The organism is Actinophytocola sp. (genome assembly GCF_035762905.1).
Taxonomy (GTDB): domain Bacteria; phylum Actinomycetota; class Actinomycetes; order Mycobacteriales; family Pseudonocardiaceae; genus DASYTH01.
The window spans coordinates 27,212-43,258 of sequence record NZ_DASUCC010000038.1 but is presented as its reverse complement, the minus strand read 5'-3'; the positions used below and the strand labels follow the sequence as shown (position 1 = coordinate 43,258).

Annotated in this window: 15 protein-coding genes; 5 read left to right on the top strand and 10 right to left on the bottom strand. The window is 74.0% G+C overall.

All coding sequences use genetic code 11. The features are described from left to right. From VFV67_RS07080 to VFV67_RS07045, 8 genes are all read right to left on the bottom strand, one after another. Positions 1-260 (bottom strand): hypothetical protein (locus tag VFV67_RS07080; protein WP_326468171.1); only part of this gene is annotated, 260 nt, incomplete at its 3' end. Positions 261-310: 50 nt separating this feature from the next. Then, on the bottom strand, positions 311-1,453 hold the full coding sequence (locus VFV67_RS07075) for an acyl-CoA dehydrogenase family protein (protein WP_414636192.1): 1,143 nt from the start codon (positions 1,451-1,453) through the stop codon (positions 311-313). Continuing rightward, positions 1,450-1,830, bottom strand: coding sequence for a RidA family protein (locus VFV67_RS07070; protein ID WP_326468170.1), 381 nt, complete (start codon positions 1,828-1,830; stop codon positions 1,450-1,452). The genes VFV67_RS07075 and VFV67_RS07070 overlap by 4 nt, the downstream gene beginning before the upstream one ends. Before the next feature lie 20 nt (positions 1,831-1,850). Further along, positions 1,851-2,678, bottom strand: a complete 828-nt coding sequence (locus tag VFV67_RS07065; protein ID WP_326468169.1) for an enoyl-CoA hydratase family protein — start codon at positions 2,676-2,678, stop codon at positions 1,851-1,853. After that, positions 2,675-4,246, bottom strand: coding sequence for a benzoate-CoA ligase family protein (locus tag VFV67_RS07060; RefSeq protein WP_326468168.1), 1,572 nt, complete (start codon positions 4,244-4,246; stop codon positions 2,675-2,677). The genes VFV67_RS07065 and VFV67_RS07060 overlap by 4 nt, the downstream gene beginning before the upstream one ends. Further along, the gene (locus VFV67_RS07055; protein WP_326468167.1) at positions 4,246-5,019 is read right to left on the bottom strand and encodes a creatininase family protein; all 774 of its coding nucleotides are present in this window, start codon (positions 5,017-5,019) and stop codon (positions 4,246-4,248) included. Before VFV67_RS07055 ends, VFV67_RS07060 begins: the two co-directional genes overlap by 1 nt. Then, a complete protein-coding gene (locus VFV67_RS07050; RefSeq protein WP_326468166.1) occupies positions 5,016-7,112 on the bottom strand; it encodes an FAD-dependent monooxygenase in 2,097 nt (698 codons plus the stop codon). The genes VFV67_RS07055 and VFV67_RS07050 overlap by 4 nt, the downstream gene beginning before the upstream one ends. A 72-nt stretch (positions 7,113-7,184) precedes the next feature. Next, on the bottom strand, positions 7,185-8,015 hold the full coding sequence (locus tag VFV67_RS07045; protein WP_326468165.1) for an LLM class flavin-dependent oxidoreductase: 831 nt from the start codon (positions 8,013-8,015) through the stop codon (positions 7,185-7,187). Positions 8,016-8,066: 51 nt separating this feature from the next. On the opposite strand from VFV67_RS07045, the gene VFV67_RS07040 reads away from it, so the two are divergent. The 3 genes from VFV67_RS07040 to VFV67_RS07030 are packed head-to-tail and all read left to right on the top strand — an operon-like array spanning position 8,067 to position 10,869. Then, positions 8,067-8,924, top strand: coding sequence for a PaaX family transcriptional regulator C-terminal domain-containing protein (locus VFV67_RS07040; protein ID WP_326468163.1), 858 nt, complete (start codon positions 8,067-8,069; stop codon positions 8,922-8,924). Beyond that, positions 8,921-9,706 carry a tryptophan 2,3-dioxygenase gene (locus tag VFV67_RS07035; protein ID WP_326468162.1) on the top strand — a complete coding sequence of 262 codons (786 nt, stop codon included), beginning with the start codon at positions 8,921-8,923 and terminating at the stop codon, positions 9,704-9,706. Before VFV67_RS07040 ends, VFV67_RS07035 begins: the two co-directional genes overlap by 4 nt. Further along, positions 9,706-10,869: a kynureninase gene (locus VFV67_RS07030; RefSeq protein ID WP_326468161.1), complete on the top strand. Its 1,164-nt coding sequence runs from the start codon at positions 9,706-9,708 to the stop codon at positions 10,867-10,869. The genes VFV67_RS07035 and VFV67_RS07030 overlap by 1 nt, the downstream gene beginning before the upstream one ends. On the opposite strand, the gene VFV67_RS07025 is transcribed toward VFV67_RS07030, so the two are convergent. Further along, complete coding sequence (locus tag VFV67_RS07025; RefSeq protein ID WP_326468160.1) at positions 10,862-12,538, bottom strand: GGDEF domain-containing protein; 1,677 nt, start codon at positions 12,536-12,538, stop codon at positions 10,862-10,864. The genes VFV67_RS07030 and VFV67_RS07025 overlap by 8 nt on opposite strands. An 88-nt stretch (positions 12,539-12,626) precedes the next feature. After that, positions 12,627-13,748: a lycopene cyclase family protein gene (locus tag VFV67_RS07020; RefSeq protein ID WP_326468158.1), complete on the bottom strand. Its 1,122-nt coding sequence runs from the start codon at positions 13,746-13,748 to the stop codon at positions 12,627-12,629. 37 nt (positions 13,749-13,785) lie between these two features. Here VFV67_RS07020 and VFV67_RS07015 point away from each other — a divergent pair, with 37 nt between their 5' ends. Next, positions 13,786-15,345: a dGTP triphosphohydrolase gene (locus VFV67_RS07015; protein WP_326468156.1), complete on the top strand. Its 1,560-nt coding sequence runs from the start codon at positions 13,786-13,788 to the stop codon at positions 15,343-15,345. After that, positions 15,342-16,046: an acVLRF1 family peptidyl-tRNA hydrolase gene (locus VFV67_RS07010; RefSeq protein ID WP_326468154.1), complete on the top strand. Its 705-nt coding sequence runs from the start codon at positions 15,342-15,344 to the stop codon at positions 16,044-16,046. The genes VFV67_RS07015 and VFV67_RS07010 overlap by 4 nt, the downstream gene beginning before the upstream one ends. The last annotated feature ends 1 nt before the right edge of the window (position 16,047 follow it).

The following is a 16,047-nucleotide window of genomic DNA, read 5'->3' as shown; positions in this document are numbered from 1 at the left end:
GCGGTCACGGTGCCGCGCATCTCGCCGATGATGCCGTCCAGCCGGCCGGCGGCGGCCTTGAGCAGCCGGGCGTTCTCGGCGACGGTGTTCGCGTGGGTCGACGCGGCCTGCGCGGAGGCGTCCACCCGGGCGAACGCCTCGGCGGGTACCTGCCGCGCGGTCAGCGTGCCGTGCCCGTTGTCCAGCACGCCCACCTGCTTGTTCAGTTGCGGCACGGCGGCGTTGATCGGCTCGTAGACGACCTGCATCTGTCCGTCCATGACCCGCAGTGTCCCGGCCGCCACCGTGCGCCGGGACGGTATTTCGGCCGTCAGCGGGTGCCGAACAGGTGCCGGGCGATGATCTCCCGCTGGATCTCGGTGGCGCCCTCGTAGATGCGCGGCGCGCGCACCTCGCGGTAGAGGTGCTCGAGCAGGTGGCCGTGCTCGAGCGCGCGGGCGCCGTGCACCTGGATCGCCACGTCCACGGCGAACTGCGCGGTCTCGGTGGCGAACAGCTTGGCCATCGCCGAGAGGTGGCCGGTGCGCCCGGAGCCGGCGTCGTAGGCGGCGGCCGCGTCGTGCACCAGCAGCCGGGCCGCGTGCAGCCGGGTGGCCACCTCGGCGAGTTGGTGCGAGACCGCCTGGAAGTCGCGCAGCAGCCGGCCGAACGCCGGCCGGGCGGCGGCGTGCGCGACCGCCGCGTCCAGCGCCGCCTGACCCATCCCGACCGCGAACGCGCCGACACTCGGCCGGAACAGGTCCAGCGTCCGCATGGCCACCCGCATGCCGCCGTCGAGCTCGCCGAGCAGGTGCGTGCCCGGCACGAAGACGTTGTCGAACCGCAGCCGGCCGATCGGGTGCGGCGAGACCAGGGTGATCCGCTCGCCGGACAGGCCGGCCGAGTCCCGCGGCACGGCGAACGCGGTGATCCCGCGCGACCCGGCGCCCGGTGTGGTGCGGGCGAACACGGTGTAGATGTCCGCGTCCGGTGCGTTGGAGATGAACGCCTTCTCACCGGAGAGCCGGAACCCGCCACGGTCGGGTTCCGCCCGCATGGCCAGCGATCCCACGTCGGAGCCGGCGTCCGGCTCGGTCAGCGCGAACGCGGCGGCCGCCTCGCCGGCGGCGATGCGCGGCAGCCAGGTCCGCACCACCTCGGGCCGGCCGGCGCGCAGGATCGGGTAGGCGCCGAGGCCCTGCACGGCCAGCGCGGTCTCCGCCTCGGTGCAGTGCCGGGCCAGGCCCTCCCGGATCAGGCACAGGTCGATCGCCGAGGTGGGCAGGAAATCCTCGCCGTCCCGGCGGAACACCTGGCCGAGCAGCCCGTGCCCGGCCAGCGCGGCCAGCAGCGGCCGGTTGATCACCCCCGGCGCGCCGGCCGCGGCCAGCGGCGCAAGTTCCTTGACCGCAACGGTTTCGGTGCGTTCGAGCCGCACCCGCCGATCCTCCGGCAGGTGCGAGTACTCGGTCACGCGGGGATCACCGCGGTGCACACCAGCTCGATCTTCGCTGCCGGGTCGACCAGCTCGGACACCCCGATCAGCGCGGCCGGCGGGTAGTACCGGCCGAAGTACTTGCGCCACACCGGAAGCAGGTCGCGCAGCGATGCCCGGTACTCGGCCACGTCGGTGACGTACATGAGCATCGAGACCAGGTGGCCGGGCTCGGCACCGGCCGCGCGCAGCGCGGTCATCACGTTCCACGCCGCCGCGTCGAACTGCTCGACCAGCGTGGTCCCCTGCACTTCCCCGTCGTCGCCGTGGGCGGTCTGCCCGGCCAGGTACACGGTGTGCCCGGGCGAGGCGACGATGGCGTGGGCGAACCCGACAGGTTCCATCAGCTCCGGCACCGGGACAATCCGATGGGGAGTCATCGCCCCGTCCACTGTGGACTCCTTCCTTGCGACCAGGCCGCGTAGAACTCGGCGTGGTCGGCGCTCTTCATCAGCAGCGCCTGGGTCATCGCCTCCAGCTCGATGGCGCTGCCCAGGTCCATGTCCAGCTCACGGGTGAGCAGCACCTTCGTCGTGGAATAGGCAAGAGCCGGTCCGTCGGCCAGGCGCCGGGCCAGCCGCCCCGCCGCACCGGAGAGCTCCCCGTCGTCCACAACCTGAGTCGCCAGACCGATCTCCACGGCGCGCTCGGCGGTCACCCTATCGCCAAGCACCAGCAGCTCCGTCGCCCGGCCCAGGCCGACCAGCCGGGGCAGCAGGTAGGCCGAGCCCATGTCGGCGCCGGCGAGACCCACCCGGGTGAACAGGAAGGCGAACGACGCCGACCGGGCCAGCAGCCGGAAGTCGCTGGCCAGCGCGATGACCGAGCCGGCCCCGGCGGCCACGCCGTTCACCGCGGCGATCACCGGCAGCGGGCACTCGCGCAGCGCCTTCACCACCGCCCCGGTCATCCGGGTGAACTCCAGCAGCTGCGCCGGGTCCATCTTCCGCAGCTCGCCGATGATCTCCTCGACGTCCCCGCCGGAGCAGAACCCCCGGCCCTGGCCGGTCAGCACCAGCACCCGCGCGTCGCCCCGGTGCGGCAGCTCGGCGAGCAGGTCGCGCAGGTCGGCGTAGGTGTCGAAGGTCAGCGCGTTCAGCTTGTCCGGCCGGGACAGCGTCACCGTGGCCACCCCGTCGGCCACCGCGAAGTCGAAGTGATCCCAGCTCTCGGTGAAGCCGGGGGAGGCCCGGAACGGGCTCATGAGCTCTCCTGTTCAACCATGGCCCGCAGCGCGCGGCGGTCCAGCTTTCCGTTGGTGGTCCTCGGCAGATCGGCGACGAACCGGAACCGCTTGGGACACTTGTGCCCGGCCAGCCGGTCCCGCAGGTACCCGTGCAGCTCCGCCGGAGTCGGGTCCGCGCCGGGCCGCGGCACGACGTAGCCGATCAGCACGGTCAGCCCGCCGAACTCGCCGCCGAGCACGGCGCATTCGAGCACGTCGGGGTGGCCGATCAGGCAGTCCTCGATCTCGCTCGGTGCCACCCAGACGCCGCTGATCTTCATCAGGTCGTCGGACCGCCCCCGGTACCGGAAGAACCCGTCGGCCTCCCGGGTGAACAGGTCGCGGGAGCGCACGGTGTTGCCGTGGAAGGTCTCGTCGCTGGCGTCCGGATCGTCCTGGTAGCCGTAGGCGACCGTGTCCCCGGTGACCTCGAGCAGGCCCACCTCGCCGTCGGGCAGCTCGGCGCCGTCCAGGCCGACGATCCGCGCGGCGTAGCCGGGCACCACCCGCCCGCAGCTGCCCGGCCGGGTCTCGCCGGGCCGGTTGGAGATGTAGATGTGGTAGGCCTCGGACGAGCCGATGCCCTCCACCACCTCGACGCCGAACGTGCGGTCCCACTTGCGCAACAGCTCCGCGGGCAGGGCCTCGCCGGCCGAGGTGCACAGCCGCAGGCAGCTCAGGTCCTGCTCGGCGGCGGCCGGGTGGGCGACCATGGCACTCATCATGGTCGGCACGTTGACCAGGATCGTCGGCCGGTGCTCGGCGATCAGCGCGAAGATCCGCTCGGTGGTGCTGCGCTCCGGGAACACGATCCCGGCCGCGCCGACGCCGAACGGGAACAGCGCGGCGAGATCGCGGGCGTAGCCGAAGAACAGCTTCGGCACCGGCAGCACCACGTCGTCCGCCCGCAGGTCCAGCACCCCCCGGGCGTACCAGTCGAAGCTCAGCCGGGGCGCTCTGGCCGGCAGCACGCAGGCCTTGGGTGCGCCGGTGCTGCCGGTGGTGAACTTCCAGATCGCGATGCCGTCCCGCTCGGTGGGGTGCGCGTCCAGGGTGTCCGGTGCGGCCGTGACCAGCGCGGCGAAATCGTGCTCGTTGTCCCGTAACTCGACGCCGTCCGCGCCGACCACCAGCAGCTGCACCGCGCGCCGCGTGCCGGTGAGCGCGGTCCGCACCAGGTCCAGCGTCACGGTGTCCACGATGGCCAGTTCGGTGCGGGTGTACTCCAGGAAGTACTGGTAGTCCTTGGGTTGCAGGTAGGTGTAGGCCTCGGCGGTGACCGCGCCGATCTTCTGCACCGCGTACCAGGACGCGACGAACTCCACTCCGTCGGACAGCGCCAGCAGCACCCGCTGGCCGCGCCGGCGCACCCCTAGCTCGCGCAGCACGTTGCCGACCCGGTTGGTCAGCCCGGCCAGCTCCGCGTAGCCGACCGGGCCGGTCGCGGTGATCAACGCGGTCCGGTCGCCGTGTCCCTCGGCCAGCTGCCGGTCGACGAAGTAGGACGTGACGTTGAACCGTTCGGGGATGTCCTGGGTGCGCAGCATCACGGCCTCCTCGCGACGTCCCGGATGACCTCGACCAGCATCGCCGTCAGCGTGTCGAAGGTGGACCGGCCCTCGGCCGCCGTGGCCTGCGCCGGCGCGCCGCAGTAGGCCCGGTCCATGCCCATGGCCACGAAGTCGGTCCGCCCGGCGGCCATCGCGGCGACCATGTCCACCCGGACCTCGGGCTGCGCCGAAAGGACCGCCGGGTCCACCAGCTCCGGGTGGTCGGCCAGCACCAGGGAGGTCTCGTACCGGCCGCCGTGACACGACGAGGACCGGAACTCCTCGGTCAGCCGCGCGGCGTTGGCCCGGCGCAGCAGGTCCAGGTAGCCGGCGCCGGCCTCGGCCACCGCCGCGCGCACGGCCGTGACGTGCTCCGGCTCGAAGTGGTTGTTCACCACGACCAGCCGGCGGAATCCTTGCCCAGCAAGGGATTCGCACACGTCCAGCAGGATCGCGCGGAGCGTCGGCGCGGTGACCGAGACGGCGCCGGGGAACGCGGCGGCGAACCGGGTCACCCCGTAGGGCAGCCCGGGCAGGATCAGCACCCGCAGCTCGGGGTCGTCCGCGAGCGCCCGCGCGGCCCGCTCGCAGATCCCGGCCGAGATCAGACCGTCGGTGCCGAGCGGGCCGTGCGGACCGTGCGGCTCCACCGCGCCCACCGGCAGCAGCAGCACCGGAACCCGCGGTCCGGAAAGCAGCTCTCCGGCCTGCGGTGAGGTGAGATCGGCGAAATGGATGGTCACGGCGTTGGATGGTTCGCTCCCGCTCATGGGGAAAGCACCGTCCGTTCCAGCTCGGTGCTCGGCAGGTCCAGCACGCACAGGTCGGCGCGGCCGGCGGCGACGATCGTGTCGACCTCGTCGAGCGTGGTGAGGTGGCCGGCGACCAGGGTGGGCACCCCGGCCTCGTTGCGGACCCGGTCGGACAGCGTGGTGAGGAACCCGCGCCGGTACTCCGGGCGGCCGCCGAGCACCGTCTGTCCGGCCCGGACGTGCACCAGCTGCGCGCCGTGCCCGGCCACCTGGCGGGCCAGCTCGACGCCGTCGGCCACGGTGAGCCCGCCGCGCGCCCAGTCGGTGACGGTGAGCCGGACCGCGAGCAGCCGGTCGTCCGGCCACACCGCCCGGACCGCGTCGAGTACGGACAGCGGGTAGCGGGCCCGGTTGCCCGGCGAGCCGCCCCACTCGTCGGTGCGCCGGTTGGTCAGCGGGGACAGGAAGCCGGCCAGCAGGTAGCCGTCGGCCATGTCCAGCTCCAGCGCGTCGAACCCGGCCGCCGCGGCCCGCTCGGCGGCCTCGGCGAACGCGGCTCGCACCCGGTCCAGGTCGGCGGCGTCCATAGCCCTCGGCACCGGCCCGAACGGCCCGTAGCGCAGCGCCGAGGCGGCCAGCAGCGGCCAGCCGCCTGCGGCGAGCGGCACGTCCAGCCCGGCGGCGCGCGGCCGGGTGGCGCCGCGCCGTCCGGCATGCCCGAGCCGCAGCCCGGCGAGCGCCCCGGCGGCGTGCACCTTGTCCACCACCGGGGCCCACGGCGCGTCGATGGTCGGCTCGTCCGGCGAGACCCGGCCGTCCGGCGTGACCGCGACCAGCCCGGTGAGCACCAGGCCCGCCCCGCTGGCCGCCTCCGGCACCAGATCGTCCACGGTGGACGCCAGCCGGACCACCCGGTTGCGGGTGCGGGTCCGGCCGATCTCCAGCGGCACGAACGCCGGCGGCGGCGCGATCGCCCCCGGCGTCGCGGCACCGGCGAACCACGCGTCGAGCACCCGGGCGAAGTCCGGGTCGCGCTGGGTCAGGTTGGCGTGGCTGATCCGGCCGCTGCGGGTGAGCAGGTTGGCCGCGAACTGGATCGGCTCCAGCCGGGTGTAGCCGCCGACCCGGCCGAAGTACGCGGCGCTGTCCCCGGCGGCCTGCTGGAACCGCTCCACGACGGGCATCCGCTCCAGCTCGTAGTCGACCAGCGCGGCCTCCCGGTCGTCCGGGTGCCGGATGAACGCGTTGGCCAGGGCGATCGCGTCCTCCATGGCGAGCTTGGTGCCCGACCCGATGGAGAAGTGCGCGGTATGCGCGGCGTCGCCGATCAGCACCAGGTTTCCCTTGTGCCAGTTGGTGTTGCGCACGAGCGGAAAGCTCAGCCAGAGCGAGCGGTTGGACAGCAGCCGATGCCGGCCGAGGTGCTCGGCGAACAGCCGCTCGCAGAACGCGATGCTCTCCCGCTCGGTCATCGTGTCCAGACCGGCGCGTCGCCAGGTCGGTTCCGGGCACTCCACGATGAACGTGCTGGTGCGCTCGTCGAACGGGTAGGCGTGTACCTGGAACAGCCCGTGCTCGGTCTCGGTGAAGATGAACGTGAACGCGTCGAACACCAGGTCGGTGCCGAACCAGACGTACTTGCAGCCCTGCGGGGAGACCGTGGTGCCGAACGAGTCCGCGTCCGCCCGGCGCAGCAGGCTGTTCGCCCCGTCCGCGGCGACCAGCAGGTCGGCTCCGGTGTCCGGCTCGGTCACCTCGGTACCGAACCGCAGGTCCACGCCCAGCTCGGTGCACCGGCGCTGCAGGATGTCCAGCAGGTGTGTGCGTTTGATGGCGGAGAACCGGTTCCCGCCGGAGCGGATCCGCGCCCCCCGGTACCAGATGTCCACCGTGGACCAACGGGCGAACGAGTCGGTGATCTCCACGTAGGTCTTGTAGTCCGCGTCGCGCAGCGCGCCGAGCGTCTCCTCGGAGAACACCACGCCCCAGCCGAAGGTGGCGTCCGGGGCGTTGCGCTCCACCACGGTGATCTCGTTGCCGGCGTCGGCCTTCTTCAGCAGGACGGCCAGGTACAGCCCGGCCGGCCCGGCCCCGACGATCGAGACCTTCATGATGGCGCCTCGGCGGGAAAGAGTGCGTCGGCGCTCATGACGGCGCCTCCGCGGGAGGGAGTGCGTCGGCGCTCATGTGGACAGCACCTCGGCCAGCCGGTCGAGCTCGGCCAGGTCCGCCACGGTGGGGAACAGGATCAGCTCGTCGCAGCCCTCGGCCTCGTAGCCGCGCACGAAGTCCTTGACCGCGCGGGCGCTGGTCAGGTTCCCGGCGGCGATCTTGTCGGCGAACGGTCCGGTGAACGCGTAGTAGTCGCGCAGGTAGGCGCCGCCCCGGTCGGGGTCGGCGAAGGCGAAGTAGCCCTGGCCCCACAGCCGCGGCCGGCCCGGGCGCTCGTGGTCGCGCCAGGCCGCCAGCGCCCGGGTGGCCGCCGACCCGAACGCCCGGGGCGGCCCGCCGCCGTGCGCGTAGCCGTCGGCGTAGCGGGCCATCCGGGCGAACGCCGCCCCGCTGGCGCCGCCGACCAGCAGCTCGATGCCGGGCCGGGCCGGGCCGACGCCGGAGCCGTCCAGCTCGCCGCGCAGGTAGGCCAGCTGCTCGGTGAGCCGCTCGCCCCGGCCGCGGTGGTCGATGCCGGCCGCCTCGTAGTCGTCGCGCCGGGCGCCGACCGCGAGGCCGAGGGTGAGCCGGCCGCCGGCCAGCGCGTCCACCGACGCCGCCTGCTTGGCGAGCATGGCCGGGGCGCGCAGCGGGCCGATGGCGATCATGGTGGCCAGCCGGACCCGCTCGGTCACCGCGGCCGCGCCGGCCAGGGCCACGAACGGCTCGACGCTGTCGTAGACAACCCGGTCGAGCACTGCCACGGTAGAGAACGGGCCGGCGTCGGCGCGCCGGGCCCACTCGAGCAGAAGGGTGCCGTCGGTGCCGGGGATGGTGTTGGGAAGCCCGATGCCCACCTTCATCTGGGACAGTTTACGGTTGACCGCGCTGAAGCGTCAACTAAACTGCCGGGTATGACGGTGAGGGTGGCGACCCCGCACGGTGCCGCCGACCCGGGCGTGTTGCACGGGTTCGACCCGGCCCCGCAGGACCTGGTGCTGACCCTGCTCGGCGCCCACGTTCACCCGCGCCACCAGCGCGAGGTGTGGTCCGGCGGCCTGGTCCGGCTGCTCGACGAGTTCGGCTTCTCGGCCGGCGCCGCCCGGGTCGCGCTCAACCGGCTGGTCGCCCGGCAGCTGCTGGCCCGGACCAAGGACGGCCGGCTGGTGTACTACACGCTCACCCCGCGCACCGTGTCCGTGCTCGCCGAGGGCGACCGGCGGATCTTCACCATGGGCCGGACGGCCCGCAGCCCGGTCCGGTGGACCGTGCTCTGGCACGCCATCCCGGAGCACCGGCGCACCGCCCGCGCCCGGCTGGTGCGCCGGCTGCGGTTCCTCGGGTTCGGCTCGCTGCAGGACGGCACCTGGATCGCCCCGCACGACCGGGAGCGGGAGATCGCCGCGCTGGTCGCCGAGCTGGACGTGGCCGAGCACGTCGGCGTGCTGCTCGGCCGGCCGTCCACCGCCGTCGACTTCGCCGCGTTCATCCCCCGGGCGTGGGACCTGGACGACCTGTCCGAGCGGTACCGCGCGTTCGTGGCGCAGTTCCGTCCGTACGCTCGGGGCGTGCCGGACGACCGGCACGCGTTGCTGCTGCGCACCCGCCTGGTGCACACGTTCCGGGACTTCCCGTCGGTGGACCCGGAGCTGCCGGCCGATCTGGTGCCGGCCCCGCACCACCGGGCCGAGGCGGTGCGGCTGTTCCACTATCTCTACCCGGCGCTCGCGCCCGCGGCGCAGCGCTACTTCGACGAGGTGACCACGCCATGACCGACCGGCACGCAGCGGCGCTGACCTACACGTCCTATCTCGCCCTTGACGAGGTGCTCACCGCGCAGCACCCGCGCTCCGACGACCACGACGAGATGCTGTTCATCGTGATCCACCAGGTGTACGAGCTGTGGTTCAAGCAGCTGCTGCACGAGCTGCGACACCTGCAGGAGCGACTGTCCAGTGGGGACACCGCGCACTCGGTGCGCACGCTGCGCCGGGCGCTGACCATCCTCAAGGTGGTGGTGGCGCAGATCGACGTGCTGGAGACCATGACGCCCCGCCAGTTCACCAGCTTCCGGGCCCGGCTCGAGGCATCCAGCGGTTTCCAGTCCTACCAGTTCCGCGAGCTGGAGGCGGTGCTCGGCCGGCGGGAGCCGTCCGTGCTGGAGAACTACCCGCCGGAGAGCACGTCCCGGGACCGGATCGAGCGGGCCATGCGCCGACCGTCCCTTTTCGACTCGTTCCTGACCTACCTTTCCGTGCAGGGTTATCCGGTGCCCACCGACCGCGATCCCACCCGGCCGGTCGAGCCGTCCGAGAAGGTCCAGCGGGTGCTGCTCGAGGTGTACCGGGACGACTCCGGACCGTCCACTGTGGCCGAGCTGCTTGTCGACCTGGACGAGGGCATGCAGGAGTGGCGGTACCGGCACGTGAAGATGGTGGAGCGCACGATCGGCGGCAAGGCCGGCACCGGCGGTTCGGACGGCGCCGCCTACCTGCGCGGCACGCTGTTCCAACCGATGTTCCCAGACCTGTGGGCCGTGCGGAGCGAGCTCTGATGCCCAATCCGCTCGCCCGGCACTACACCCGGTTCCGGGTGGCCGACCGGCTGCTGCTCACCGGGCACTCCCATCAGGCCTGGCCGGACGTCGCGGAGCAAGGCCAGCTCGAGGCGTTCGCCGACGCCGCCGAGGCGGTGGACGCCAAGTGGGCGCGGGCCTTCGCGAAGGCCGACGCGGTCCGGGACGGCTTCCGGCTGCTGCTCGACGAGCCGGGTGCCGACCTGGCGCTGGACACCAACACGCACGCCCTGGTGACCCGGTTCCTGTCCGCGCTGGACCTGCGTCGCCGGCCGCGCCTGGTCACCACCGACGGCGAGTTCCACACCGTGCGGCGCCAACTGGCTCGGTTGGCCGAGGCGGGCATCGAGGTGGAGCGGGTGCCCGCCGAGCCGGTCGGCACGCTGGCCGAGCGGCTCGCCGCGGCCATCGACGTGCGGACCAGCGCGGTGCTGGTCTCCGCGGTGCTGTTCGAGACCTCCCGGATCGTGCCCGGGCTCGGCGGGCTGGCCGCCGAGTGCGCGCAGGCCGAGGTGGAGCTGCTGGTGGACGCCTACCACGCGCTCGGCGTGGTCCCGTTCTCCGTGCCAGGTCAGGGCCTGGCCGGCGCCTGGGTCACCGGTGGCGGCTACAAGTATCTGCAACTGGGCGAGGGCAACTGCTTCCTGCGGTTGCCCGGGCACGCCGCGGCGCTGCGCCCGGTGCTCACCGGATGGTTCGCCGAGTTCGAGGACCTGTCCGGGGAGTCCACACCGGACCGGATCGGCTACGCGCCCGGCGGCGACCGGTTCGCCGGCGCCACCTACGACCCCACCAGCCACTACCGCGCCGCCCGGGTGTTCCGGTTCTTCACCGAGCAGGGCCTGTCCGCCGCGGCGCTGCGCGAGCTCTCCCAGCGGCAGACCACCTTGCTGGCCAACGAGTTCGACGCGCTGGGCGCGCCGGACGAGGTGGTCACCAGGGACCGCGACACGCCCCGGTCGGAGTTCGGCGGCTTCCTGGCGCTGCGCTCGTCGCGGGCCGCGGCGCTGTGCGCGGCCCTGGCGCAGCGGGGTGTCTCCACCGACAGCCGGGGGGACTTCCTACGCTTCGGCCCGGCTCCCTACCTGGCCGACGAGCAGTTGGCGGCGGCGATCGGGGCGCTCGGCGCGGTGCTCAGCTGACCGCCCTTGGCACCCGGGCCCGGCCGCGCAGCACCTCCACCCGGTCCGAGCCGGGGCGGCCGAGCACCCAGCTCGACCCGGGCACCGCCTTGGCCTGTTTCTTCAGCGGGGCAAGGAGTCTGGCCGCGTCCCGGTAGGACCGCACGGCATCGGCGGTGCACACCAGCGCGGCCAGCGACACGCTCACCGAGATCCCGGCCACGGTCCACAGTGGATCGACGAGCTGCTCGGCCAGCGCGGCGATCTCGTCAAGGTCGGTGACCGCGAGGAAGTTGTCCCCGCCGACGTGCCCGACCCGGATCCCCGGCATTCCGGCCGCGGCCTCGGCGAGCGCGCCGCCGATCGCCCGGATCAGCTCGTCGCCCGCGGCCAGGCCGACGGTGTCGTTGACGGTCCGGAACGAGTCCACGTCCAGCCAGGCGACCACGAACATCGTGCCCCGGGCGATCCGGCGCTCGATCTCCTTGACCATCTGGTCGCTGCCGGGCAGGCCCGTGATCGGGTTGACCGCGGCCGCCCGCTCCACCTTGGTGGCCGCGACCACCCGCACCATCTCGGCCAGCCGCACCACCCCGGCGCACCGGCCGGCGTCGTCGACCACCACGACGTCGTCGCCGGTGCGGTCCCGGTCCGCGGTGCCGAACAGCTCGAGCAGTTCGAGCGCGCTGGCGTCGCCGCGCACCAACCGCGGCGGGTCGGCCTGCCGCAGCACCGGCCGCTTGGCGTGTTGGATGTGGCCGTGCGGCCCGCCGACCGCGAGCAGAAACCGGTTGCGGTCCACCATGGCGCGCGGCCGGTAGTCCTGGTCGAGCAGCACCACGCTGCCGGCCTCCTTGTTGCGCACCAGCACGTCACGCACCTGCTCGATGGTGGCCGACTCGGGCAGCGTCAACGCCGTGCGCAGCAGTTCGGTGAGCACCGGCGTGGGATCCGGGTCGGTCGCCGCGATCGCCTCGGCGGGCAGCCGCACCGAACTGGTCGGGTGCGCGGCCGGCGCGGCGATCAGGTTGCCCTGGGCGAACCGGATACCCAGCCGGCACACGGTGGTCAGCTGATCCGGGTTCTCCACGCCGACGGCGGCCACGTGCAGGCCCATCCGCATGGCCAGGCCGGCGACCGACTCGACCAGCGCGGTGGCGACGGCGTCCCCGGGCACCCCGGCGAGCAGCCGCGGGTCGATCTTGATCAGGTCCGGCCGCAGGTCCATCAGCAGGGTCAGCGGCAGGTCGCCCTGGCCCACCGCGTCGAAGGCGATCCGGAACCCCTGCCGCCGCAACGCTTCCAGCCCGTGCACCAGGTCGGGCCGGGGCACCCGGCAGAACGGCGGGGTGATCTCCAGCGTGATCTCGTCGGGGCTGCGGCCGGCCTGGGTCAGCGCGGCGTCGAAGTACCGCATCAGCTGCTCGCCCCTGGCCGCCGTGCTGGCCAGCAGGTTGATGTGCAGCGGCAGCCGGTGACCCGGCTCGGTGCCGGCCAGCATCGCGCTGGTCGCCAGCGCGACGTCGGCCGAGGTGAGCTGACCCTGTTGGCCGGCTTCGATCAGAAGGTCGTAGACGGTGCCGGAATGCGGCCGCGCGAGCGCCTCGACGGCGACCGCGTGTCCCGTGCGGGTACTCAGCAACGGTTGGAACGCAAAACTAACCCCTGGCACACCGGCCACACACCGCATCGTGCCCAGTTTGTGGCCAAAACGGCAGGGCGGCTCACCAATTGTTTGCAGACGTTTCCGATGTTCACCTCATCGGCCCAGCGCTATTTCACACGATCAGCGCAGACCGCCCAATGGCCACCCGCATTGACCGGTCCGCCATCCGGAACATTTCGGTCATCGCCGCCGCGGTCAGCCGCACGTCCTCCCGTTCGCCGAGGTAGCCGCGCTGCAACTCGGCCGGCAGTCCGAAGAACAGCTCGAAGAACGCCGGCACCCGGTGCGGCGGCAGGCGCAGCAGCACCGCGAGACCCCGGCGGCGCAACGCGTGCACGGCCCGGGCGGCCGGCGGCCAGAGCGCGTGCCGGCCGGCCCGCAGCGCGGCGTGCGGGCCGCGCGGCAGCGCCGCACCGATCGCCCCGGCCAGCCGCGGAGCCAGCCGGAAGGTGTCCGCCACGCTGTACCCGGTGGCGGGGTGGACCAGCGCCGCGGCGGCACCGAACGCGACCACCCCGGGCCGCCCGGCCGGCACCGGCAGGTCGACCGGGATGCGCACCCGCTCGATGCGGCCGGCGCCGGCCGCGATCCCGCGCGCGGCCAGCCGGTCGCGCAGCCGGGCCGGGTCCAGGCCCGGCCGGCTGGCCAGCGAGGTCTCCTCCACCAGCGTCGCGCCGCCCGGCAGCGGCACGGCGTAGCGGAAGCTGCCGGCGCCGAACCCCGGCGCCGGCCGCCAGTCCATGAACACGGCCTCGTCCGCCCGGTCCGGCAGCACCACTCCGTAGGCGGTCTGCTCGGCCCGCGGACCCGGCGCCGGGCCGCCGGAGAGCACCCGCCGGGCACCGGTCGCGTCGACCACCACGGCCGCAGCCAGCAGCCCGCCAGCGGCCAGCCGGACGGTGACCCCGCGCGGCCCGCCGAGCGCCGCCACCGCCCGCCCACGCACCACCCGCACCGGCGCCCCGGCCAGCGCGGTGCGCACCGACTCGTTGTCCAGCACCGCGTAGTCGCGCGCCAGCCGGTGCTCGGACAGCGCGAACGCCCGGGCCGGCGCGGCGACCCACCGGCTGCCGTCCGGCAGCAGGGCGCACTCGTCGGCCCACAGGCCGTAGGTCGCCGGCCACCGGGCGTGTGGGTCGGGGTCGACCAGCACGGTTTCCAGCCCGTGCCGCGCGCACGCGGCGGCCGCCGCCCATCCGGCCGGTCCGGCGCCGGCCACCAGCACGTCGGTCACCCGACGATCCCAACACGGCCGGGTTAGGGTCGCTGGCATGGCTGGTGATCTCGTCGACCGCAGGGAGGCGCGGCGCTCGGCAGCGGCCGGTGCGCCGGCCGAACTCGCGGCCAGCCCGTACCGGGCCGACCGGGACCGGATCGTCGCCTCGCCGTTCTTCGCCCGGCTCGGCGGCGTCACCCAGGTGGTCAGCGCCAGCGGATCCGGGCTGCTGCACAACCGGCTGACGCACAGCCTCAAGGTCGCCATGGTGGCCCGCGGGATCGTGGAGCGGATCGCCGGCAGCGCGGAGGCCGGGCCGGTACTGGACAAGCTCGGCGGCTGCGACCCGGACGTGGTGGAGGCCGCGGCGCTGGCGCACGACCTCGGTCACCCGCCGTTCGGCCACCTCGGCGAGCGCGTGCTCGACCGGCTGGCGCGGCGCCGGTTCCAGCTGCCGGACGGGTTCGAGGGCAACGCGCAGAGCTTCCGGATCGTCACCGAGACCGACACCAGGGGGCCGGACGGCCGCGGGCTGGACCTGACCGCCGCGGTGCGGGCGGCGATGCTCAAGTACCCGTGGACCCGGCTGTCCTATCCGCGGCCGCACCCGCGGACCATGCCGGTGCCGCCGCGCGGCGCCGCCGAGCCGCCGGACGAGCCGGGCTCCGGGTCGAGCAAGTTCTCCGCCTACGTGACCGAGCTGGACGACATGGTCGCCGCACGGGAGCCGTTCGCCGGGCGGATCGCCGGCTGGCAGCAGACCGTCGAGGCGGCCGTGATGGACACCGCGGACGACATCGCCTACGCCATCCACGACCTGGAGGACTTCCACCGGATCGGGGTGCTGCAGCACGCTGCGGTGGCCGCCGAGCTGAGCCGGTGGCTGGCGCACGCGCTCGAGCTCGCGGAGCTGTCCGACGCGGAGCTGGCCGCACAGGCCCGCCGGCCGGGCCGTTCGCTGGAGGCGCTGCGCCGCAGGCTGCACCGGCGGGACGCGTGGGTGGCCGACGACGAGGCGTTCGTGGCCGCGGTGGCCACGGTGCGCGCGGAGCTGGTCGACGAGCTGCTGGCCACGCCGTTCGACGGCTCGGTCGAGGCGGAGCAGGCGATCGGGCGGTTCTCCGCGCGGTGGACCGCCCGGCTGGTCGACGGCATCGGGGTGGTGCTGGACCCGCCGACCCGGTCCGGGCATGTGTTGCTGGCCCCGGCCCGGTGGCACGAGGTGCAGGTGCTGAAGTTCGTGCACAAGCGGTTCGTGCTGCTGCGCCCGGACCTGGCGCTGCACCAGCGCGGCCAGGCGCGGCTGCTCACCCGGCTGGTCGAGGCGCTGGACCAGTGGCTCGGCGACCGGGACGAGGCCGACCGGCTGCCGCGCCGGCTGCACGACCTGGCCGCGCTCGCCGAGGCCGAGTACGCCGGGCTGGCGGCGGCCGCGCCGCAGGCCCTGATCGGCGCCACCGGCGAGATCCCCTCCGGCGCCGCGCTGCGCGAGCTGGCGCACGGCCGGGCCGTGATCGACTTCGTCGCCTCGCTCACCGACAGCCAGGCCACCACCCTGCTCGACGCCCTCTCCGGCCGGACCAGCCAACCCTGGTCCGACGCCTTTGTGCTGTGAAGGTTCGGGCCGTAGCCGGGGGCGGGCAGGCGGTGGAGGTGGAGCCGGAGCGGGTGACCGGCTGGTTCGCCCGGTTCGCCGAGCGGCACGGCGGCGTGGCCGACCGCGAGGTCGACCCCGAGCTGGTGCGGGTGACCGCCACCGACGGCGCCACCGCCACCGTCGCCGTCCCGTTCGCCCCGCTGGTCCCGCCGGACGACCCGCGGCTGGCCGTCGACGTGCTGGCCCTGCACCTGCTGCGGCCCCGGCGGATCGGCCTGCTGCTGGTGCGCCGCGGCGGGCACAGCGTCGGGATCGCCTATGACGGGCGGATCGAGGTGTCCCGCACCGACCGCCGGCTGGTGCAGGGGCGCAGCGCCGCCGGCGGCTGGTCGCAGCGGCGGTTCGCCCGGCGCCGCGCCGGGCAGGCCCGCGACGCGCTGCGGGCGGCCGCGCAGGACGCGGTCGAGGTGCTGGCCCCCCGGGTCGCCGAGCTGGCCGCGGTGGTGCTCGGCGGCGAGGCGCGGGCCCTGGCCGGGCTGCACGCCGACCCGCGGCTGGCCGACGTGTTCGCCCTGGCCGCGTCCCGGGTGCTGGACGTCGGCGATCCGCGCCGGGCGGTGCTCGACGAGGCCGCCCGCCGGGCCCGGTGCGTGGAGATCATCGTGCGGGAAAAGCACAGGTCAGGCTCAGCGGACTCTCAGGATCCGGGGCAAGACTGAC

Coding starts and splice junctions, on each gene's coding strand:
- VFV67_RS07065 (WP_326468169.1), bottom strand. CDS start 2,678: ATGAGCCCGTTCCGGGCCTCCCCCGGCTTCACCGAGAGCTGGGATCAC.
- VFV67_RS07060 (WP_326468168.1), bottom strand. CDS start 4,246: ATGCTGCGCACCCAGGACATCCCCGAACGGTTCAACGTCACGTCCTAC.
- VFV67_RS07055 (WP_326468167.1), bottom strand. CDS start 5,019: ATGAGCGGGAGCGAACCATCCAACGCCGTGACCATCCATTTCGCCGAT.
- VFV67_RS07050 (WP_326468166.1), bottom strand. CDS start 7,112: ATGAAGGTCTCGATCGTCGGGGCCGGGCCGGCCGGGCTGTACCTGGCC.
- VFV67_RS07045 (WP_326468165.1), bottom strand. CDS start 8,015: ATGAAGGTGGGCATCGGGCTTCCCAACACCATCCCCGGCACCGACGGC.
- VFV67_RS07040 (WP_326468163.1), top strand. CDS start 8,067: ATGACGGTGAGGGTGGCGACCCCGCACGGTGCCGCCGACCCGGGCGTG.
- VFV67_RS07035 (WP_326468162.1), top strand. CDS start 8,921: ATGACCGACCGGCACGCAGCGGCGCTGACCTACACGTCCTATCTCGCC.
- VFV67_RS07030 (WP_326468161.1), top strand. CDS start 9,706: ATGCCCAATCCGCTCGCCCGGCACTACACCCGGTTCCGGGTGGCCGAC.
- VFV67_RS07025 (WP_326468160.1), bottom strand. CDS start 12,538: ATGCGGTGTGTGGCCGGTGTGCCAGGGGTTAGTTTTGCGTTCCAACCG.
- VFV67_RS07015 (WP_326468156.1), top strand. CDS start 13,786: ATGGCTGGTGATCTCGTCGACCGCAGGGAGGCGCGGCGCTCGGCAGCG.